This window comes from Devosia sp. MC532 (assembly GCF_016461625.1).
Lineage (GTDB): Bacteria > Pseudomonadota > Alphaproteobacteria > Rhizobiales > Devosiaceae > Devosia.
The window spans coordinates 19,770-41,952 of the sequence record NZ_JAEMNZ010000016.1; the positions used below are offsets into that span (position 1 = coordinate 19,770).

General features: G+C 58.2%; 15 protein-coding genes. 4 read left to right on the top strand and 11 right to left on the bottom strand.

All coding sequences use genetic code 11. The features are described 5' to 3' along the window. Positions 1-131: 131 nt before the first annotated feature. On the top strand, positions 132-3,053 hold the full coding sequence (polA, locus tag JHC09_RS15990) for a DNA polymerase I (protein WP_199532804.1): 2,922 nt from the start codon (positions 132-134) through the stop codon (positions 3,051-3,053). 24 nt (positions 3,054-3,077) lie between these two features. Here the strand turns inward: polA and JHC09_RS15995 are convergent, their stop codons facing one another. Next, complete coding sequence (locus JHC09_RS15995) at positions 3,078-3,722, bottom strand: hypothetical protein (protein ID WP_199532805.1); 645 nt, start codon at positions 3,720-3,722, stop codon at positions 3,078-3,080. 219 nt (positions 3,723-3,941) lie between these two features. Between JHC09_RS15995 and JHC09_RS16000 the strand changes: the two genes are divergently transcribed. Then, complete coding sequence (locus tag JHC09_RS16000; protein WP_199532806.1) at positions 3,942-4,493, top strand: hypothetical protein; 552 nt, start codon at positions 3,942-3,944, stop codon at positions 4,491-4,493. On the opposite strand, the gene tsaE is transcribed toward JHC09_RS16000, so the two are convergent. From tsaE to JHC09_RS16050, 10 genes are all read right to left on the bottom strand, one after another. Further along, positions 4,494-4,910 (bottom strand): tRNA (adenosine(37)-N6)-threonylcarbamoyltransferase complex ATPase subunit type 1 TsaE, encoded by a 417-nt coding sequence (tsaE, locus tag JHC09_RS16005; protein WP_199532807.1) that lies wholly within the window; start codon positions 4,908-4,910, stop codon positions 4,494-4,496. Further along, entirely contained in the window at positions 4,910-7,303 is a 2,394-nt protein-coding gene (locus tag JHC09_RS16010; protein ID WP_199532808.1) for an ATP-binding protein, read from the bottom strand. The genes tsaE and JHC09_RS16010 overlap by 1 nt, the downstream gene beginning before the upstream one ends. A 345-nt stretch (positions 7,304-7,648) precedes the next feature. Beyond that, entirely contained in the window at positions 7,649-9,673 is a 2,025-nt protein-coding gene (locus tag JHC09_RS16015) for a methyl-accepting chemotaxis protein (RefSeq protein WP_248309053.1), read from the bottom strand. A 148-nt stretch (positions 9,674-9,821) separates the two neighbouring features. Beyond that, entirely contained in the window at positions 9,822-11,225 is a 1,404-nt protein-coding gene (gene ahcY / locus JHC09_RS16020; RefSeq protein WP_169196953.1) for an adenosylhomocysteinase, read from the bottom strand. A 105-nt stretch (positions 11,226-11,330) separates the two neighbouring features. Then, the gene (locus JHC09_RS16025; RefSeq protein ID WP_199532809.1) at positions 11,331-13,973 is read right to left on the bottom strand and encodes an EAL domain-containing protein; all 2,643 of its coding nucleotides are present in this window, start codon (positions 13,971-13,973) and stop codon (positions 11,331-11,333) included. A 113-nt stretch (positions 13,974-14,086) separates the two neighbouring features. After that, positions 14,087-14,998, bottom strand: coding sequence for a methylisocitrate lyase (gene prpB, locus JHC09_RS16030; protein ID WP_199532810.1), 912 nt, complete (start codon positions 14,996-14,998; stop codon positions 14,087-14,089). A 3-nt stretch (positions 14,999-15,001) separates the two neighbouring features. Continuing rightward, a complete protein-coding gene (gene prpC / locus JHC09_RS16035) occupies positions 15,002-16,150 on the bottom strand; it encodes a 2-methylcitrate synthase (RefSeq protein WP_199532811.1) in 1,149 nt (382 codons plus the stop codon). An 11-nt stretch (positions 16,151-16,161) separates the two neighbouring features. Next, positions 16,162-17,661, bottom strand: a complete 1,500-nt coding sequence (locus JHC09_RS16040) for an MmgE/PrpD family protein (RefSeq protein ID WP_182394724.1) — start codon at positions 17,659-17,661, stop codon at positions 16,162-16,164. A gap of 109 nt (positions 17,662-17,770) precedes the next feature. Continuing rightward, the gene (locus JHC09_RS16045; protein ID WP_199532812.1) at positions 17,771-18,325 is read right to left on the bottom strand and encodes a gamma carbonic anhydrase family protein; all 555 of its coding nucleotides are present in this window, start codon (positions 18,323-18,325) and stop codon (positions 17,771-17,773) included. 69 nt (positions 18,326-18,394) lie between these two features. Then, positions 18,395-19,804: a protein adenylyltransferase SelO gene (locus JHC09_RS16050; RefSeq protein WP_199532813.1), complete on the bottom strand. Its 1,410-nt coding sequence runs from the start codon at positions 19,802-19,804 to the stop codon at positions 18,395-18,397. A gap of 100 nt (positions 19,805-19,904) precedes the next feature. Here JHC09_RS16050 and JHC09_RS16055 point away from each other — a divergent pair, with 100 nt between their 5' ends. Together JHC09_RS16055 and JHC09_RS16060 are read left to right on the top strand one after the other, a co-directional pair. Next, positions 19,905-20,588, top strand: a complete 684-nt coding sequence (locus tag JHC09_RS16055) for an HAD family phosphatase (RefSeq protein ID WP_199532814.1) — start codon at positions 19,905-19,907, stop codon at positions 20,586-20,588. 298 nt (positions 20,589-20,886) lie between these two features. Continuing rightward, positions 20,887-21,777 (top strand): cell wall hydrolase, encoded by an 891-nt coding sequence (locus tag JHC09_RS16060; protein ID WP_199532815.1) that lies wholly within the window; start codon positions 20,887-20,889, stop codon positions 21,775-21,777. Positions 21,778-22,183: the final 406 nt, after the last annotated feature.

The window sequence follows — 22,183 nt, forward strand, 5'->3', positions numbered from 1 at the left end:
GCTCTTCGTCTATGGGAAAATCATCCTGTTTTACAACGTGATAGGGCTTACTGACACGGTTAGGCATTTAGCAGTGCCAAGTCAGGCGTCCGCGGTTAAACTGGACCCAATCTCGAAACGGGAATCGTCTCATGCATCTTTTGCTCGTTGATGGCTCGGGCTACATCTTCCGTGCCTTCTTCGCCCTACCCCAGCTGAACCGCAAATCTGACGGACTGCCTGTCGGCTGCGTGCAGGGGTTCTGCAATATGCTGTTCAAGCTCACCCAGGATATGGAGGGGGACGATCGCCCCACCCATATGGCCGTAATCTTTGACGCCAAGGGCAAGACCTTCCGCGACCAGATTTATGATCAGTATAAAGCGCAGCGCCCGCCTGCACCTGAAGAGCTGGTGCCGCAGTTTCCGCTGACCCGTTCGGCGACCCGCGCTTTCTCCATCCCCTCCATTGAAATGGAAGGCTGGGAAGCCGACGACATTTTGGCGACCTATGCCCGCATGGGCCGCGAGCAGGGCTTTAAGGTCACGATCGTTTCGTCGGACAAGGATCTGATGCAGCTGGTTGAGCCCGATGGTTCGATCCGCTTGCTCGACACTATCGCCCGCCCCGGCCAGCCGCCGCTGCGCTGGATTGGCCCCGATGAAGTGTTCACCAAGTTTGGCGTGACCCCGGACAAGGTTATCGACGTGCAGGCGCTGTGTGGCGACACGGTCGACAACGTGCCCGGTGTGCCGGGCATTGGGCAGAAGACGGCTGCAGAGCTGATCAATACCTATGGCGATCTCGAAACGCTGCTGGAGAAGGCTGGCGAAATTAAGCAACCTGCGCGTCGCCAGAAGCTGATCGACAACGCCGAACTGGCCCGTATCTCTAAGCGCCTCGTAACGCTCTCGCAGGACGTGCCGGTGGAACTCGACATCGACGCCTTGGTGCGTCAGCCGATGGAGCCGGGCAACCTCTTCCCCTTCCTCAAGGCGATGGAATTTGCCACTATCACCAAGCGTTTGGCGGCTCATCTTGATGCCAACCCAGACGATTTCGAGGCGGACCCTGAGCTCCGGGCTGGCGGCGACACGCCGCTGGAAGGCGCGCCAGAAAAGTCCAAATCCCTCTCCGTGGCCAAGGCCAAACTTGCGGCAAATGCGGTCCCGGGCACTGGCCCAGAGCGTCACGCCGCTGAAGAGCATGCGCGGGTCAAAGCCATTCCGGTCAATTATGATGCCTATCGCATAATCACCACCGAAGCTGACCTCGCGGCGATGATCGAAAAGATCATCGACAAGGGGCTCGTTTCGATCGACACCGAAACCACCGGGCTGGATCCGCAATCGGCGGATTTGGTGGGCGTCTGTCTTTCGACCGAAATTGGCGAGGGCATTTATATTCCGGTTGGTCACAGCAAGGCTGGCGACCTGTTGGAAGGCGGCGGCCTTGTCGACGGGCAATTGCCGATCCGCACCGTGCTCGACATGCTCAAGCCGGTTCTCGAAAACCCTGCCATTCTCAAGATCGGGCAGAACTGCAAATACGACATCGAGATTTTAGCCAATCTCGGGATCGCTATGGCCCCGATTGATGACACCATGCTCATCTCTTATGCGCTCGATGGTCCGCGCTATAACGGCATGGATGTGTTGGCCGATCATTGGCTGGAGCATAAAACCATTACCTTTGGTGAGCTGGCGGGGACCGGCAAAAACCAGAAGACCTTTGATCAGCTCGAGATTGCTGCCGCAGCGCGCTACGCCGCCGAAGATGCCGACGTGACGCTGCGCCTCTGGCATGTGCTGAAACCACGTCTAGCAGCAGAAAACGCCACGACGGTTTATGAAACTCTGGAGCGCCCGCTGGCGCCAGTTCTGGCGCGTATGGAAGCGCGTGGGGTGACGGTTGACCGGCAAATGCTGGCGCGCCTTTCGGGCGATTTCTCCCAGCGCGCGGCAGCGTTTGAAGCGGAAGCCTATGAGCTGGCCGGGCAGAGCTTTAATCTTGGATCGCCCAAGCAGCTTGGCGAAATCCTCTTTGATAAAATGGGCCTCGAGGGCGGCACAAAGACCAAGACGGGCGCTTGGTCGACGGGCGCGGATGTGCTCGAAGACCTCGCCGCCAAGGGCATTCCGCTAGCCCGCACCATCGTGGATTGGCGTCAGCTCTCCAAGCTCAAGAGCACCTATACCGATGCTCTGCCGACGTTTATCAATCGGCGGACGGGCCGCGTTCACACCTCTTATCAGCAGGCTTCCGTGCTGACGGGTCGCTTGTCGTCGAACGAGCCGAACTTGCAGAACATTCCAGTGCGTACGGCAGACGGCCGCAAGATCCGTCAGGCCTTTGTCGCGCCCGAAGGCAAGACACTGATCTCGGCCGACTATAGCCAGATCGAGCTGCGCGTTTTGGCCCATATTGCCAATATTGGATCGCTCAAGGATGCGTTCGAAGAGGGCCTCGACATTCACGCGATGACCGCTTCGGAAATGTTTGGCGTGCCGGTGGAAGGCATGCCGAGCGACGTGCGCCGTCGCGCCAAGGCAATCAACTTTGGCATTATCTACGGGATTTCAGCCTTTGGCCTAGCCAATCAGCTGGGCATCGGGCGCGGCGAAGCAGGCGACTATATCAAGACCTATTTCGAGCGCTTCCCGGGCATTAAGGACTATATGGAAGCCCAGAAGTCGCGCGTCAAAACCGACGGGTATGTGACGACGATCTTTGGCCGGAAAATCCAGTTCCCCAATGCAAAGTCGAGCAATCCATCCGAACGCGCCTTTGTTGAGCGGGCCTCGATCAACGCGCCTATTCAGGGCTCGGCGGCTGACATTATCCGCCGTGCCATGATCCGTATGGAGCCCGAACTGGCGAAGGCCGGGATCGAGGCCGACATGCTGCTGCAGGTTCATGACGAACTGATCTTTGAAGTTCCAGAGGGCACTGAGGATAAGGCTATCCCGGTGATCAAGCGGGTGATGGAAACCGCATCAGAACCCGCTGTGCGCCTGACCGTGCCGATCCAGGTGGACGCGCACGCAGCCAAGAACTGGGACGAGGCGCACTAAGCGCCTCGCCTAAACCTCGAAGAATCAAATTTCGGGTGAGGGGCGATCCTCGCCGTGCGGGCGGCGTGGCAGCTCCCCCTTCCTCTGAATGAGATTGCCGATATGCGCGTAAACCAGTTCTGAGCGTCTAGCGAATGGCGTTTCGTCGGCCACATTATACATCGAGCCGTTGCGCAGCGATAAAAGAGCAACTGACACGCATCCATGCTCGCGCATCGGGCTGACAAAAGGCGCTAGGCAGGCTTTTACCATCTCTTCGTCCAGAGACGGCTTTATTGTGTTCCACAAGTGAACTGCGACCGTTCCGCCCTCTGAAACTACTCCAAAATTTGGTTTAAAAATAACAGAATAAAGCCCATCAGCGCTGGTGTATCGCGCTTCTGGCAGCTCAATAAAATTCATTGACCGCCCGTCAATCCAGCGATTTAGCGCAGTGATCCCAGTCAGTGCAGAAGCGCGTTCTGCAGGCTTCTTAATTTCCTTGATCTGTTCGAGAATTGTCGAAACTGGGACTTTCCCAAGGCAAAAGTCCGAACAAAGTGCGCGTAACCTCTTGTGAAAATCGTAACCTCCTCCGCTAGGCGCAAACCGCTTTCGTATCTCAGAAAGTTGAGGGCGCTCATTCAAATGAACGACCTTCAGAAATGCGGAAAACCCGAAGTTAGTCATTATTAGCGCCTCAAACTTCCATGAACGGAATTATTATGGACCTCAGCAAATAACAGGCACTTTCATAACACTTATTAAGTCGATTCCCAACAAAGAGAATTTCACACCACCAAATCACCTCCGATTAACATCAAATTCATGCAACGCTGTCTCTTTATTCAGAAATTTCGCAGTATCCTCCGGGGCATTGATTGGTTTTTGATGAGAACGGACGTCATCATGACAGTGACTGACGACACAATTGCCAAATGCAACGCTGTGACCTTTGCGGCCGGTCAGGCGACAAGCGAATTGATGGGCGAATTTGGCAAGAAGATCGGATTTCAAGAAACTATTGATTATCCGCGCTTTGCCGAGAATGAGGCCAAGGGGCTCAATTTCTTCCTTGTGCACGGATCGATCCCGGACGCCAATAAGCTCAGGCTTATTCGGGCCCTGCGCTCGCACCCCGATGTGATGCGCCGGTTTGCGCCGGTGGTGTGCCTGCTCTCCGGCGGGCCACGGCATCAGGTGGTGCCGCTGGTGGAGATGGGGTTTGACGAGGTGCTGTTCCTCGTCGACAGCGTCGACTCCATGCGCGCCAAGCTCAATGCTCAGCTGAACCACCGGCTGATGTATGTGCAGACGTCCAAATATTTTGGGCCAGACAGGCGGCGGATCGAACTTGTGGATCGCAATGATCCACGCCGCAAATATGGTGGCTCAGAATTTCGGCGGATTATGGTGGTGCGTAACCCCACCAGCGGGATCGAGACGCTGGAAGCGCTCTGATCAGAGCGTGAGGCGCACCAATCGCCCGTCCCCACCCTTGGGAATGCTGAGTGTGACCGTGAGATTTGCCGCTTTGGCAATATCGGGGGCGCGCTCGGCCCATTCGACCAAGACGATGGCGCTGGGATCGTCGAGCAGCCCCAATTCATCGGCTTCGCTTTCATCGGCGAGGCGATAAAGATCGGCATGCATGACAGGCCCCTTGGGCGTGTCATAGGGCTGGATGATAGCGAAGGTGGGGGATGGAACCTCCAACTCCGGATCACCGGCCAGAGCGCGGATAATGGCGCGGGCAAGAGCGGTTTTGCCAGCGCCGAGGTCGCCTTCAAGACGCACGATCATGCCCGGTTGCAGCTCGGCCGCAAGGGTTGCGCCAAATTCTGCCGTAGCCGCGTCGTCAGGAAGGAAGAGGTCCATTATTCGGCCACACCCGCCAAGGCGCTATCACGCGGCAGATTGACGATGATGCGGCTGCCCTTGGGCTCACGGCGTTCAGCCGAGATGGTGCCGCCATGCAGGTTCACAAAGGTGCGCACGATGGAGAGGCCAAGCCCGGCGCCGCGCTGACGGCCGCCAGCGGCAGGAGTATCCAGACGGGTCAGGATCGCCGACTTCAGCTCGTCGGTGAGGCCTGGGCCTTCATCTTCGATGACGAACAGCATGCGATTGTCGCGGCTGGTGACGGCCAAGCGGATCTCGCTGCCCGGCGGGGCAAAACGCGCCGCGTTGGAGAGAAGATTGTAGAGCACCTGCACAAGGCGCGTCCCGTCAGCAATAAGGGACGGCAGGTTGGGCTCGATATCAACCACCAGCTTTGCCGGCACGCCAGAGACTTCCGGCATGGTCGCCGAAATGCCCGCACGGGCCTTTTCGATGAGCGCGGGCACATCGAGCCGCTCAGGATTGAGCTCGGCAATGCCCGCGTCGACAGAAGCCAGATCGAGAATATTGTCGATAAGCACGCCAAGGCTGACCGAGGAGGCGCGGATATAGGAGATATAATCGCGCTGCTGGGCGGTGAGCGGGGAGCTTTCGTCCGCGGCCAGAACTTCGGCAAAGCCGATGATCGAGGTCAGCGGCGAGCGCAGCTCATAGGAGACGTTTTCAACGAAGGCGTCCTTGAGACGATCAGCGGCGACCAGCGCGTCGTTACGCTCCTTGAGCACCTTGGAATAGCTGGCGCTTTCGGTGACGTCGATAAAGGTCATCATCGACTGACCATCGGGCAGACGGGTGATCGAGAAATCGATGAGCTTGCCATCGGAGCGCGTGATGCGCCCCTTCTGGTCCGTGCGGGTCGGATTAAGATCGATGATGGCGCGCTTGAGATCACGCCAGATGGTGGCGCCATCATGGGGCAGCGCTTGCACGCAGCGGCTGGCGATCTGGTCGATATGGGGCGCGGTTTCGAGCTCAGACTTGACCTGCGACCAGAGCTCTTCAAAGCGCGGATTCCACAGGGTCAGGCGGCCATTGGTGCCGAACACAGCCACTGCTTCGGACAGCGCATTGATGGTTTCGCGCTGCACATTGGTGAAGGCCTTGTTGGTTGACGCCATGTTCAACCATTCGGTCATGTCTTCAAAGACATAGATCACGCCGCCTTCAGCGCCTGCGGGCGCGGAAATGACCTTGACCGTGCGACCATCCGGCAGGTGCCAAGGATCGGCCTCAAACGGCTCGGTGCGCTCATAGCTCTTGAGATGGTTGGCGCGCCAGGTGTGGTAATCGACCGTATTGGGGAGCCGGCCTTCAGTGCGCAGCTTATCGAGAATAGCGCGCTCATCGGTGCCGGGGGTGAGGAACAGACGATCCAAGCCCCAAAGCTTGATATAGGCCTCGTTGTACTGCACCAGCTGACGCTTGGCGTTAAAGATGGCAATCGGGGTGCCCAGATTGTCGATCAGGCCAGAGATCGGGGCAACGGCGGCCTCAGGGATCGGCGCTGGATTGGAGATCGACTTGCGTGGCGCCAGATAGCCACCAATGCCACCGGGCACGTCAAACTCAACCACATAACAATTGACCGCTGCAGCTAACGCATCGAGATCAAGGTTCTCGACCGACTTACCGCGCGTTTGCGCCAGATTGACCAAGGCTGGATTGGCAAAATCGAGCTTGCCATCTTCGAGGCGCAAGAAAGCGGGCTCGGGCATATGGGTGATAATGGCCTGAGCGCATTGCCAGTCGGCCGCTTCAACCACGGCAACACTTGCAGCCTCTCCCGGCTCTAAATAGGCGGGGCGCAAGCGCATGGCGATAGCGCCGCCCATGACCCAACCCGAGCAACGGACCTGACGACCATCGAGCGTTTTAAGGCTCGATGAGAAGCGATGACCATGCATCTTCAGATTGTCGAGCAGCTCTTGCAGGCGATTGGCTTCTGCAGGACCGAGCCAGCTGCGCAGATTAAGAACGCTATGAGGCTGACGGCCCACGGGCAGAACGGCCGAAGCATCGCCCAGAATGCGGGGTTCGGCTGGGGTCGCGCTCTCGTCGGTCCACAAGACGGTCAACTCACGCGAGCCCGCGATCAGGCTCTCATATTCATCGACCATGTTGCGCAAGTCAGCGATTTGCGAGGAGGCGCGACGACGCGCGGCGCGCGTATCGACCAAAATCGAGCGCACAACGGCCATGGCGATGAGCGAGAAAGCGCCCGCGCCGAGCACAACGGCCACCGGCGCAATGCCGCCGAGACTGACCGGAACACCGCTCTGAGCGACAGCCGGAGCTGCGGCGAGCAGAGACAGAGGGGCAGCGCTCAGTGCTGCGAATCCCAAGTGTTTCCGGAATCGTTCCGGCACCATGCCAAGCCTCATGTGTTCGTTGCGCCAAGGTCCGACCCACAGGGGCCAGTATGCAATTACTGCTTTGGCGGCGGCCTACGCGGAGAATGGCTCTCCTGCCGCTCGCTGATCCGAACACTTAAAATCAAAGTATCCGAATCACCCTGACATTAGCCGTGGTCGGAATCGGGCAAAAGAGTCTTCCTGCCTGTGAGGAGCGGGCAAATGGCAAGGAATGGGCTTGACTGTGAACGAAACAGAAACCTTTACGAAACGTAAAAGCCCGGGCAAATCACCCGGGCTTTCACATGTTTATTTCAGGCTAAGCGCCGGAAAATCTAAGCATTGCAAGGCTTATAGCGCAGTTTAGAACGCGGTCCAGTCGTTCGTGGCGTCGCGCGGTGTGTGTTTTGTCGCAAGCTTGGGGCGCGCAGCGCGTGGCGCAACCGCGTGACCAAGATAATCCATTGCGGCCTTACGTGACGGGTCCGAACCGGCCAGCTGGAAGACATCGACGATGCGATCGAGCTCGTTCGCCTGTTCTTCGGTCTGCTCGATCGAGGCGTTGATCTCTTCAACCAAAGCGGCGTTGTGCTGGGTCATCTCATCCATCTGACGAACAGCGGTGTTGACCTCGGCAATGGACGACGCCTGTTCGCCGCTGGCGCGGGCAATGGCATCAAGCAGCACCGTGTTGGCGCGCACGCCATCGAGAATACCGGCAAGCTTGGCCGCAGCGTCCGACACCAGCCTGGTGCCCGTGGACACCTGCGTCGCGCTCTGGTCGATCAGTACCTTCACGTCCGAAGACGCCGTGGCGGCGCTTTGCGCCAAGCGACGGACTTCAACGGCCACCACAGCAAAGCCCTTGCCAGCCTCGCCCGCACGCGCCGCTTCGACCGAAGCGTTCAGCGCCAGAAGATTGGTTTGGAAAGCGATGTCATCGATCATGCCGATGATGTTGGAGATTTTGGCGGACGACTCGGTGATACGGGCCATGGCCTCATTGGCATCGCCCATGACCGCCCCGCCCTGCTCCGCCGCAACCGAAACGTGGCCAGCCTTAGCGCTGGCATCATGCGCCTTATTGGCGTTTTCGGTGACGGTCTGAGCCAATTGCTCCATGGCCGCAGAGGTCTGCTCAATGGTCGCCGCCTGACGCGTAGTGCGCTCGGAGAGATCATTTGCGCCTGCGAGAATTTCGCTGGTCGCAGACTTGAGCGTGCCGGATGTGCCACGCAGCTGCAGAACGATCGAAGAAAGCTTGTCAGCCACTTCGTTGACGTCGTTCTTAAGCTTGGCGAAGGCACCACGATGTTCGCCACGCATGCGCGCGGTGAGATCGGTGTTGGCCAGCGCGGCGAGAACTTCGCCGGTTTCAACGACGCCACGCTCGACGCTATCGACCAGCGTATTGACCGAAGCGGCCAGTTGGTTGAGTTCCTGATCGGGGAAATCAGCGGTGACGCGGCGCGAGAAATCGCCATTAACCGCAGCATCGACAACTTCACCGAATGCCTGCTGGAGGGCACCCATGGTCTTCTTGCGTTCGTCCTGATCGGCAATGATCCGGGTCGCTTCCGCTTCTGTCATCTGCGAAACCTTGAGGCCATTCTGACGGAAGATTTCGACCGAACGCGCCATCGCGCCAATCTCATCGTGGCGCGAGACGCCTTCAACGACCAGATCGAAGTGGCCTTCGCTCAGCTCAACCATTTGCGCGGACAGACGATTGACCGGGCGCGTGAGGCTGCGGGCGATCAGCCAGCCGACCAGTGTCGACGCAGCGATCAGAGCCAATGCGATGGCAGTGCTGCTGATCACTTCTTCCCAGTAGAGCTCTTCAATATCGGTCTGAAGCACGCCAGTACCAACCGCCCAGCTCCAGGGCGCAAAGTTCTGAACATAGGTTAGCTTATCGACTTCAGCGCCGTTTTCATCGTTGGGATTGAAGCCGAAGGTTGTGAAGATGGAACCCTGCAGGCGCGCGCCATCGGTATATTCTTCGATAAAGCGCTTGCCGCGGGAATCCACACGGTCGCGCATATTGGTGTTGACGACATTGGGATTGGTGTTCGCCAGCATGACGTAATCATGGCTGACCACGAACACGTAGTCGTCACCCGAATAGACCATGGAGCCGACAGCACGCAGCGCTTCCGCCTGCGCGTCTTCGAGCGTCATCTCGCCAGACTGAACGCGGGCTTCATAGGAGCCGAGCACTGAGACAGCCGCTTCAACGACGCTGCGAATTTCGGTTTTCTTGAGTTCAGTGAGGTTTGTGCGGGTGTGGCTGAGCTGGAACCCGATTACGCCGACAAAGCCAACGATGAACAGGGCAAGAAGGATATACATTCGGCGCGAGATGCTGCCGATAAGGCGATCGAACATGGATAGTCTCAGGGAGAGAGGCGGGTGGGGCTTACGCTCACTCAGACATTTCAACTGCGGCTTAAAATTTAGATAAGGTTTACCATGTCTTACCCATAAAAAAGCCCGCCGAAGCGGGCTTTCTCATATCTGGTGGCAGAACCGAAAATTAGTAGCGGTACTCGCCGGACTTGAATGGGCCGTCGACATCGACGCCGATGTAGTCAGCCTGGGTCTTGTTGAGCTTGGTGAGCTTTGCGCCGAGCTTGGCCAAGTGCAGTTCAGCGACCTTCTCGTCGAGGTGCTTTGGCAGCACGTGAACGGCCTTGGCCATGGTTTCGCCCTTGGTCCAGAGTTCGACCTGAGCCAGCGTCTGGTTGGCAAAGGATGCCGACATAACAAAGCTTGGGTGACCGGTGGCGTTGCCAAGGTTCACGAGGCGCCCTTCGGAGAGAAGGATCAGGCGGCTGCCATCTGGCTTCTCGATCAGATCGACCTGTGGCTTAACATTGGTCCACTTGAAGTTGCGCAGACCGAGCACGTCGATTTCGTTGTCGAAATGGCCGATGTTGCAGACAATGGCCATGTCCTTGAGCTTGCGCATGTCATCGACCATCAAGACGTCACGATTGCCAGTGGCTGTGACGACGATGTCAGCGCGGTGCGCAGCGTCTTCGAGGGTGACGACTTCAAAGCCTTCCATCGCCGCCTGCAGCGCGCAGATCGGATCGACTTCGGTGACGAGCACGCGGGCGCCAGCGCCACGCAGCGATTCAGCCGAACCCTTGCCCACGTCGCCATAGCCGCAAACGATGGCGACCTTGCCAGCGAGCATCACGTCGGTGCCGCGACGGATCGCGTCAACGAGCGATTCACGGGTGCCGTACTTGTTGTCGAACTTGGACTTGGTGACCGAGTCATTGACGTTGATCGCTGGGAACGGCAGTTCGCCCTTAGCGGCCAGCTGATTGAGACGCAGAACGCCTGTGGTGGTTTCTTCCGAAACGCCACGGATGGCATCGCGGATCTTGGAGAAGAAGCCCGGGGACTTGGCGAGGCGCTTGCGGATGGTGGCGAAGAAGATTTCTTCTTCTTCCGAACCTGGCTTGTCGAGAACAGAAATGTCCTTTTCAGCCTTGGCGCCAACCAGCACGTACATGGTCGCGTCGCCACCGTCGTCGAGGATCATATTTGGGGTTTCGCCATTGCCCCAATCCATCATGCGGTCGGTGAATTCCCAGTATTCTTCGAGGGTTTCACCCTTGTGCGCGAACACGGGAATGCCAGCAGCGGCGATGGCAGCAGCAGCGTGATCCTGGGTCGAGAAGATATTGCACGACACCCAACGTACGTCCGCGCCGAGAGCAACGAGGGTCTCGATCAGCACGCCGGTCTGAATGGTCATGTGCAGCGAGCCCGCAATGCGCGCGCCCTTGAGCGGCTGAGCAGCAGCATATTCAGAGCGAATGGCCATCAGGCCCGGCATTTCGATCTCGGCAATGCTGAGCTCCTTGCGGCCGAAATCTGCAAGAGAGATGTCCTTGACCGAATATTCAGTCGCTGGGTTTGTCATGGGTCGGCTCCACAGGAGAAAGGTTTTGTCATTCCTATACGGAATGGAAAGGCACGGATCAATCGGGATATAAAGATTTGTTTATATCCCGACATCGACCGGGCGTTATCCAGTGTGGCGCGGCGCTGGTGTGCGCAGGAAGCTCTCCAGCATTTCGCGCGACATTGGGCGGCCTAAGGCATAGCCCTGAAGAATATCGCAACCGAGGTCTCGCAAGACCGCTGCGTGCTCCATGGTCTCGACGCCTTCAGCGACGATATCGATGTCCATGGATTTGCCGATGTCGACGATGGAGTCAACGAGGCGGCGCTGACTCAGGCTGTCGACGATGGGGGCGACCAATTGTCGGTCGATTTTGAGGCGGCGCGGACGCAGCTTTTGCAAGGAGACGATGGAGGCGTAACCGGTGCCGAAGTCATCGATTTCAATATCGATACCGAGCTGCTTGATGCGCTCGATATTGAACGAAACAACGCTGTCGCTTTCATCGAGATAGATGGATTCCACCAGCTCGAAGGCGATGCGCCCCGGCTCGATGTCCAGCGCCTTGAGGCTATCGCCCAAGGTCTCATCATTGAGGCGACGCAAAGACACGTTCACCGAAGCATGGGGCACGTGTAGCCCGATAGCGTCCCAGCGCTTGAGATCTGCCAGCACCTGACGCAGCACCAGAGAATCTAGCGCGCTGACGACATTGAGTTCATCGGCGATGCGCATGAAGCGATCGGGCGTCAACAGACCCTCAGTGGGGTGATGCCAGCGCACCAGCGCTTCAACGCCGGTGACGGCCAAGGTGCGGGCATCGACCTGCGGTTGATAAAAGGCGATAAACTCGTGGTTTTCGAGGCCGCTGAGGATTTCGTCGGCGATGCGCTTGGAACTGATGACCTCGCTCTGCAGCTCTTGGGTGAAGAACTCATAGCGATTGCGCCCGCGCGCCTTGGCCCGATAGAGGGCAATATCGGCATTGATCAGCAGCTGTTTCACATCGGTATTGGCTGAGCGGCTGACGGCAAGCCCGACGCTCACACCAAAGCGGCATTCATGCCCTTCGTGCAGCACAGGCTTGCGCATTTCGTGCACGATCTTGTCGGCCATGGCGGTAAGGCGATCATCGCTCGCGCCAGCGCTCGAGACGATGACAAACTCATCCCCGCCAATGCGGGCAACAAAATCGGTATCGTGGCAATTGAAGCGCAGCACTTCGGCGGCGTGGACCAGCATGGCATCGCCTGCGGCATGGCCAAGGGTGTCGTTGATCTGCTTGAAGCGATCAAGATCGATATGGAGGAGCGCGATCGAGCCGGCGCCATAGTAGCCGTCCTGCTGATGTTGCTTGAGCATGTCGTCGAGGTAACGACGGTTCGGCAGGCCGGTGAGACTATCGTGGAGCGCGTTGTGTTCGATGGAAATACGCGCCGCTTCGAGATCCTTATTGCGCGCCTCGGTGAGGCTCTTGGCGTTGAGCAGCGCCTGATGCATTTCGACGTCGGCGGTGATGTCAAAATTCACCCCGATAATCGCGTCGGACCGGCCTTCTTCGCGGAAGAAGGCGCCAACCGAGCGAACGTAGCGAATGCCGCCGTCTGGCCTGACCACGCGATAGGTGGACTCTGATCGCCCCTCGGAGACCATGTCCTTAAAATCACTGCTGGCGCGTTCGCGGTCTTCTGGGTGGACCGCCGCCAGCCAATCTTCATTGCGTCGCGGTTTGCCATCATTAGGCGTGCCATAGAGAAAATTGGTGCGGGCATCCCAAGTCTCGAGCCCGCTTTCAAGATCGATCTCCCAGACGCCGACCTTGGACACATCCAGTGCCAAGTGGAAGCGGCGCGTCAGGGCGTCCAGCTCTTGGGCGTGGTCGGCGATCTCGCGGATATGGTTTTGGCGCTGCTGCACCATGCGACCGGTGAGGAGAATGGGCAGCAAAATCAGCGCGCCGGCAATGCCCAACATAACGCGCAAGGCCCATGTGGCAGCGGCGTTTGGAACCCAACCGTTTTTGGGCACGACGGCAAAGCGCCACTGGCCATCGGTGAGATTGACATCGGCATAGACCGGATTGCGCGGGGAGAGGTCCTGACCAAAGATGCGCTGCCCGCTCGGTTGCTCGCGCGTGTAGAGCGTGAGGGAGAGGTCGAAGTCGCGGTTTTCGATAATACCGCTCGCCATGAGCAGCCTTGGACCATCAACGACCGCCGAGACAATGCCCCACAGACGCGCGGTATTGGGATCAAAAATGGGGTAACGAGCGACGAAACCAACGCCGCCTTGCACCAAAGCCAGGGGGCCGACAAAATGGGACTCACCGCTGGTGAGCATGCGTTGAACCGCAGGCCATTGCTCGGGCGAGGTGCGGTAATCAAAGCCGATGGAGTCTTCATTGCCCGTGCGCGGATAGGCCCAGCGCACCACCATGTCAGGGGCTAAGGTGACCGCGCGGATTTGGCTATTGCCGTCGAGCGTCGCCGCTGCCAATTGCCTGAAGCGGCTTTCGTCCAGCTCAACATCGGCGGCAATGGCGGAGGCCATGCCTTTGAGCAGTTGGAGATTGCTCTGAATATTGCTTTCCAGCTTGGTGCGAATGACCGAGAGCTTTGAAATATATTCCGCGCGCATACGCGTTTCGGCAATCTGTTGATTTTGCTGTTCGATAAGAAACGCAAAGACAGCAAGAAGTGCCAGAGCAATAAGGATCGGCACCACAACAATGCGATGCCAACCAATCAATTTCCGGGAGTATTTCATTCCGGTTTTGCTTGAGATTTCCCCACCCCGCTCAAAGCGACGAGGGGAAGTAGATCATCATCAGATTAATAGATTCAAACGATTTTTGACTTAACTCGGGACCACATCTGGTCTTAGAGCGCTGTAGGGACGATGGTTTTAACAATTGAGGCGTCGAGCGCTTCATAGTCGTGCAGGCCAATGACGTCGTAGAGTTCTTGGCGCGTCTGCATCTCAGGCAGCATGGCCTTGGTGCCGCCATCGCGCTTGATGGTGGCGTAAAGCTTTTCCTGCGCCTTGTTGGCGACGCGCAAAGACGACACCGGCCAGATGACCATGGAATAGCCCAGAGCCTCAAATTCAGACGCCGTCTGATAGGGCGTGCGGCCAAATTCGGTCATGTTGGCCAGAAGCTTAACGCCCGGCATCGCCTTGGCGAAGTCGCGGAACATGTCGATGGTGGTGAGCGCTTCCGGGAAAATCGCATCAGCCCCGGCTTCGACGTAAAGCTTGGCGCGGGCGATGGCACCATCAAGGCCTTCACTGCCAGCAGCGTCGGTGCGGGCGATGATGACCATATCGCGGCGCGCCTTGGCAGCAGCGGCGACCTTGGCCGCCATGTCATGGGCATCGGCAAGTTTTTTATCGTTGAGGTGGCCGCATTTTTTCGGCAGCAGCTGGTCTTCGAGGTGGACTGCCCCTGCCCCAGCTTCTTCAAAAGAGCGGACCATGTGCATGACGTTGAGCGCTTCGCCATAGCCCGTGTCGCCGTCGACCAAGAGCGGCAGGCCGGAGGCCCGAGCAATCTGGCGGATGAAGAAGCACACTTCATCGACGGTGATGATCCCGAGATCGGGAATACCCATCGACGCGGTCATGGCCGCGCCCGAAAGATAGAGCCCTTCAAAGCCCGCATTGCGGGCCTGAATAGAGGCTTGGCCATTGTGCGCGCCGGGAAGCTGGAGGATCTGCGGGCGATCCAAGAGGGCCCGAAAGCGAGACCCCGCGCTTTCGCGCGGGAGTTCAGCACTGATGAGATAGGGCATGGTTCAAGCCTCCTTGCGATCTTTGAGCGGCACGAACTTGAGATCTTCCGGGCCGATGTAATTGGCCGAAGGGCGAATGATCTTGCCGTCCTGACGCTGCTCGATGACGTGAGCGGACCAGCCGGAGGTGCGCGCAATGACAAAGAGCGGGGTGAACATGGCGGTTGGAACGCCCATGAGATTGTAAGAAACGGCCGAGAACCAATCGAGGTTCGGGAACATTTTCTTGGCGTCCATCATCACCGTTTCGATACGCTCGGCGATATCGAACTGGCGTTTCGCCCCGGCTTGCTCCGCGAGAGCTTTTGAGACGCGCTTGATGACGACATTGCGCGGATCGGAGACGGTATAGACCGGGTGACCAAAGCCGATGATGACTTCCTTATTCTCAACGCGCTTGCGGATATCGGCTTCGGCTTCATCTGCCGAGGCGTAGCGCTCTTGAATTTGAAAGGCGACCTCATTGGCCCCGCCATGTTTGGGACCGCGCAACGCGCCGATTGCCCCAGCGATGGAGGAATACATGTCCGAGCCCGTGCCCGCGATGACGCGGGCGGTGAAGGTCGAGGCATTGAACTCATGCTCGGCGTAGAGAATGAGCGAAACATGCATGGCCTTAACCCATTCCGGGCTCGGGGCTTTGCCGTGCAGCAGATGTAAAAAATGACCACCAATGCTGTCGTCGTCGGTTTCAACCTCGATGCGGCGACCATTATTGGCGTAGTGATACCAATAGAGAAGGATCGAGCCGAGGTTGGCCATAAGGCGATCGGCAATGGTGCGGGCGTCGGCCGTGTTGTGATCGCTCGGCTCTGGCAGAGTGCAGCCCATGACTGATACGCCGGTGCGCATGACATCCATGGGATGGGCACCGGCTGGCAGGGCTTCGAGCGATTGGCGGACGGCCAGAGGCAGTCCACGCATGGCCTTCAAACGCGTTTTATAGGCGGCGAGCTGAGAGACCGTTGGCAGAGTGCCGTGGACCAGAAGGTGCGCCACCTCCTCGAACTCGCAGGTTTCTGCGAGGTCGAGAATGTCATAGCCGCGATAATGAAGATCGTTGCCTGTGCGCCCAACGGTGCACAGGGCGGTGTTGCCAGCGGCAACACCTGAGAGAGCAACGGATTTCTTTGGTTTGAACGTCGTTTCCATGACGTCCTCCCTCAGAAAATGCCGGCAGGAGCTTCAGGACCGAGCTGGTCCGTCGTCACCACAAAGTTAAGCTGGCGCACTTCTGCAGCGGTAAGGCTGGGCAGACGCTCGACAAGAGCGAGGAAGCGATCCTGCTCCTCTTTCGAGACGATGCCTTCGCAGAGCGTGCGGAACTTTTCGATGTAGTTCGGGCGGCTAAAGGGACGTGCACCATTGGGGTGTGCATCCGCGACGCCAAGCTCATCAACGAGCGTTGTGCCATCTTCCATGGTGATGATGACCTGACCACCATAGGCCATGTCTTCGCCCTTGGCGTGATAACGCTTGGTCCAGATCGGGTCTTCTTCGGTGGTGATCTTGTGCCAGAGAGCGACGGTTTCCGGACGGTTGGCGCGTTCGGGAGCGTAGCTCTTGACGTGGTGCCAGCCGCGATCTTCGAGCGCCACCGCAAAGATATACATGATGGAGTGGTCGAGCGTTTCGCGGCTCGCCTTAGGGTCCATCTTCTGCGGATCGTTCGCACCCGTTCCGATGACATAGTGGGTGTGATGGCTGGTCTTGATCAGGATCGACTTGATCTTGGAGAAGTCGGCAATCTTGGCGCCCATGCGCTTGGCCAGATCGATAAGCGCCTGGCTCTGATATTCAGCCGAATATTCCTTGGTGTAGGTATCCATGATGGCGCGCTTGGCTTCGCCCTTTTCCGGCAGCGGCACGTAGTAACGCGCAGATGGGCCGGAGAGGAGGTAGGCGATAAAGCCGTCTTCCCCTTCATAGGCTGGAGAAGGTGCGCCTTCGCCGCGCATAACGCGGTCCACCGCCTCAATGGCCATTTTACCCGCAAAGGCAGGGGCATAAGCCTTCCACGTGGAAATCTCGCCCTTACGCGACTGGCGCGTGGTGGTGGTGGTGTGGAGCGCCTGCTGGATCGCCTGATAGGTGATTTCGGTCGAGAGCCCCAGAAGCGCACCAATGCCACCAGCGGCCGAAGGGCCAAGGTGGGCGATATGGTCGATCTTGTGTTCGTGCAGACAGATGCCCTTTACGAGATCGACCTGAATTTCATAGCCCGCTGCAATGCCGCGCAGCAGAGCCTGTCCGTCGAGACCCTTTGCCTGCGCCACCGCGAGAATGGGTGGGATATTGTCGCCGGGGTGGGAATAGTCAGCGGCGAGGAAGGTGTCGTGGAAGTCGAGTTCGCGCACGGCCACGCCGTTGGCGTAAGCGGCCCATTCGGGCGAGACTTTGACATTTTCGGGCAGACCAAAAACCTGCGCGCCACGCGGGGATTGGTGACCCAAGGCCTGAGCCCGGGCCGAACGGATGGGACCGCGCGCAATCGAGGCGGCAGCCACAGAAGCGTTGTCGATGATACGATTGCCAATCATCTCAATGACGTCGGCGTCGAGGGCGACCGGATCGGTAGCAACACTGGCGAGCTTCCACGCCAATTGGTCCTCGCGAGGAAGATGCTCAGCCGATTTATAGGTGCGTACTTCGTGGGTCTTCATGCTGGCTCCTCTTCCGGCACTAATCTATTTGCTTGAGCATAGACCTCTCCAAGGTCAGGTCCCAAGCGGAGAACTGATGCGTTTGCGGCAAGCCCCCTTGCCCTTTACGTCAAGCGGGCTCGAAGTTTGGTTCGTCGGGTGAAATTGGACGGCACCCTTGGGCGTAGCGTCGTGCATTTTGCACGTAGCGCTCGGCCGATGCGGCAAGCGCGGCGACGCCCTCGGCATCAATGTCGCGAACGACTTTGCCGGGCGCGCCCAAAACCATGGAATTGTCAGGGATGACCTTACCCTCGGTGATGAGGGCATTGGCGCCGATGAGACAGTTTTTGCCAATAACCGCTCCATTGAGCACGGTTGCGCCCATGCCAATCAAGCTGTTGTCGCCAATGGTGCAGCCATGAACAATGGCAGCGTGGCCAATGGTGACATTCTCGCCGATCACCAGCGGATGACCGGTATCGGTGTGCAGAACACTATTTTCTTGAATATTGGTGCGCCGACCAATGGTGATGCGCTCAATGTCGCCGCGGGCGGCAACGCCGAACCAAATGCCGACATCGGCCCCGACAACAATATCGCCCACCAGAACAGCAGTTGGTGCGATCCAGGCGACCTCAGGGTCGATTTTGGGCGCGACGCCATCAAGTGCATAAATCGGCATTGTTGTAGTCCTCCCTGACCGCATTATGCAGGTCCGGGAAGACGCAACAAGGGCTTGTACGTCGCAGATTTAAACGATGACGTTATAGGCGGCGCGCATCTGGGCAATGTCTTGCAGCGTTTGATGAAAGAGTGACCAGTCATCGCTCTGCGCAATGGGGGCCCAGATGGCTTCCACCTCATCGATGAGCATGGTGCGCGGCTTTTTCTGGGCAAAATAGGCGTGGCCGAGGTTCACATCATCCGATGGCCCATAGCGCTCCAAAAGATCGGCGAACGGCCGAAAAGCCTCGCTGGCGTAAAGATCAGCGCTGGGGCTGGTCGCGGCGCGATCAAAGCTCAAGACGCCACCACGCCAATCAAAGAAGAACTGCTCATAGGGTGCTTTGCTGGCCGTGAGGAAGGCGAACATGGCGGCAACGAGGGCGGTGTCTTCGTCCACGTCACGCGGTTTTAGGCCGAGGCGGCGGAGCACCTGACGGCCCAATTGGTCGCGGAACTGCGGCCAGATGGTGTTGAGCGCGGGCTCTAGCTTTTCGATCGACGACAGCGGGACGAGACATTCGGCGAGGCGGGTCAAATTCCAGGCGAGCGTGTCGGGCTGGCGACCAAAGGCATAGAGCCCGGTTTCGTCGAAATAGGCAGCGGTGAAGGTGGGGTCATAGGTTGGAATGAACCGCCACGGACCGTAGTCAAAGCTCTCGCCGGTGATGTTGATATTGTCGGTATTGAGAACGCCATGGACAAAGCCGGCGGCGGTCCATTGCGCACCAAGGCGAGCGACTTCGGCGACGACGCGTTCGAGCAATGCCGCCGCGCGGTCTTCTGCATCGGCGAGGTCGGGATAGTAGTGGGCGATGGTGTGATCCACCAAACGCTGGAGATTTTCCTTATCGTCGAAATAGGCAAAGCGCTGGAAAGTGCCGATGCGAATATGGCTGTGGCTGAGGCGCGTCAGCACTGCCGAACGCGTGGGTGACGGCTCGTCGCCACGATGCAATTGCTCGCCCGTCTCGACCAGCGAGAAACTTTTTGACGTATAGACGCCCAAGGCTTCGAGCATTTCGGTGGCGAGCACTTCGCGCACTCCACCCTTGAGCGTCAGGCGACCATCGCCGCCGCGCGACCATGGGGTTTTGCCAGAGCCTTTGGTGCCGAAATCGAGCAGGCGCCCATCAACCGGGTCGATGCATTGGGCAAACAAAAACCCCCGCCCGTCGCCAAGATCGGTGTTGTATGACCGGAACTGATGGCCGTGATAGCGCAGCGCCAAGGGTTCGGGGAACGACCCCTCAAACGGCTCAAACCGTCCAAAATGATCTAACCATTTGGAATCACTGAGTGCGTCCAAGCCAATGCGTTCGGCCCACCGATGATCGCGGTGGCGCAGAATGGTTTTTGGAAAATCGGCAGGAGCCACGCGATCAAAGAAGGCATTGCCAAGGGCCTGATGCGTTTGCACGGGTCTAAACTGGGTCATGCTCTACCAATGCTCGCACGAGGGGTTGAGTTCGACACGCAGGTCGGGCTTGCACAGCTGTCGCTTCCGTATCGGCAAATTTCAGCATATAGCGCAATCTATGATGCCTGATCTCGATAGTATTCGCCTGACGCCCTTTCAAGCCGCCATCTTCGACATGGACGGCACCCTGCTCGACACCGAGATGTTCTTTAAGACCATCGTCTATGAAGTGGCCGATGAGCTTGGCTATGTCATGACCCATGATATCCATCGCGGCATGGTTGGATCGAGCAACGAACACACCAAGCTGTGGCTGCAGCACTCCTATGGGAAGGAATTCTCGTATGAAGCCTTCAACAACCGATGCCTTGAGATGATCGATGTCATGGGCGCGGATGGAGTGCCGGTGAAGGCCGGTGCAATCGAGTTTCTCCGTGAGATTCGCGAGCGCGGTATTCCAACAGCGGTCGCGACCTCCTCATCGCGCAAGCATGCGCACCACCATTTGGCGAGCTCGGGGCTGATTGATCTGTTTGATACCATCGTCACCCGCGACGATGTCATCAACCCTAAGCCCGACCCAGAGCCCTATCTGTTGGCAGCCAAGCGCCTTGGTGTTGATCCGACGCTGTGCCTGGCGCTCGAAGACAGCAATGTTGGCGTCCGTGCGGCCCACGCAGCTGGTATGCAGACGATTATGGTGCCGGACATGGTCGGCCCCGATGAACATATCCACAGGCTGGGTGTGTCTGTGATGGAAAGCCTAAACCACGTTCATCGTGCGGCATTCCACGGCGAATAAGGGGAATCCGGGCGTCGCCCGGATTAACCATTTTCGGTAATAGATAAATCTTTATCGAATAGCGTAAGCACTCATTCAGCATCCCTAAAACTCAGCGAAATCAAAGGTTTCCATAAGGCCTTCGGGCCTTTAACTATAGCTTAAGTTGCTAATTGCTATGGTTAAGCAGCCGTAAATTTCGACTTCCATCGGGCGCCATCCTTGGCTAGTGTAAGGACAACGACCGATGGCCGCTTAGGCGGACACGGAGAAGGCTCACCGGCAACGACCGGCTGGGCTCAGGGATAAGGACGGGGCTTTGAAGAAAAGCTGGCAGCAAAATTCGACCCGAGCGTTTTCAGCCGCTCTCGCCGTTGGCGCCTTTGCGCTCACTTTGCTCGTTACCTTTTCGCCGGCCCGCGCCGAAACCGCAGTTACCCTTCCCCACGCCATTCCTGAAGCATTGACCGAGCTGCGCCAGCAGCCTGCTCTGGGCGCGACGCTGAACATCCGTCCGGGTGAACAGCCGCTGACCGAAGCGCTCGTTGCCAATTATGCCAAGCGCCAGCAGGAGCTGCGCTCCGTATCGGTAACACTGGCTGGCCCACAGGCGGAGCTGACCGATGACGTGCTGATGGGCTATATTTCGCGCGGCTCTGTCGGCGAGCCCCACACCGCGCTTTCGGCCATCGCGAGCTTCACCGCACCGGTGCCAGTGTCCAAGAACACCGTTTCGAGCGACATCCTCGCGTCCTATCTCGAAAATGGCTATCAGCCGACCGAGAAGCGTCTGGCAACTGCCAATGCGGAACGCGAATGCCTCGCACAGGCGATTTATCACGAAGCCCGCGGCGAAACCGCAAGCGGCCAGCTGGCTGTGGCCAATGTGATCGTCAACCGCGCGCGTTCGGGCAAGTTCCCGGGTTCGCTCTGCGGCGTGATCTATCAGAACGCCAATAAGGGTCTTTATCGTTGCCAGTTCACCTTCGCTTGCGACGGTCGTGACGATACGCCAACCGAACGCCGCGCATGGGCGAACTCGCAGGATCTTGCCCAGACCATCTATAAGAAATTTGCTATCGGCAAAGAGATCGGCGCTGTGCCGGGCAAGACACTTTACTACCACACCACTGCCGTGCGCCCATCTTGGGCAAACACCTTCCATCAGGTGGCAGCGGTGGATAGCCATATTTTCTACGCGCCAAACTGAGGCGGGTCAGAGTTGGGATTTTAAAGAGGCGCCTTGAGCGCCTTTTTTGTTGGGGTTTTGTGGGGCTGTTCGGCAAAACGCGCGTGCTAGTGCTGGTCCATCACCCCACCCCGGCCCTCCCCTCTGGGGGAGGGAGGTATAGCGGTGTTGGGGGAGGGAACGAAGTCGGGCGGGTGCTGTGCAGGCAGAGGCTGGGATGGAAAGGGCGGAGCTTTGGGCGGGTGCGATGTGGTCCAAAATCAGCGTTCAATCACCCCACCCTCGATCCCTCCCCCTCAAGGGGGACTGTTCATTTGGGACTCCTTATGAGGTGTCTGTTGAAGAACAGATTGAGCGTAATCTCGAGCATCTGCACTGTTTTGGAGACGCGCTTTGTCCGCCGATTGAACCGCGCAAGATTGTCCCT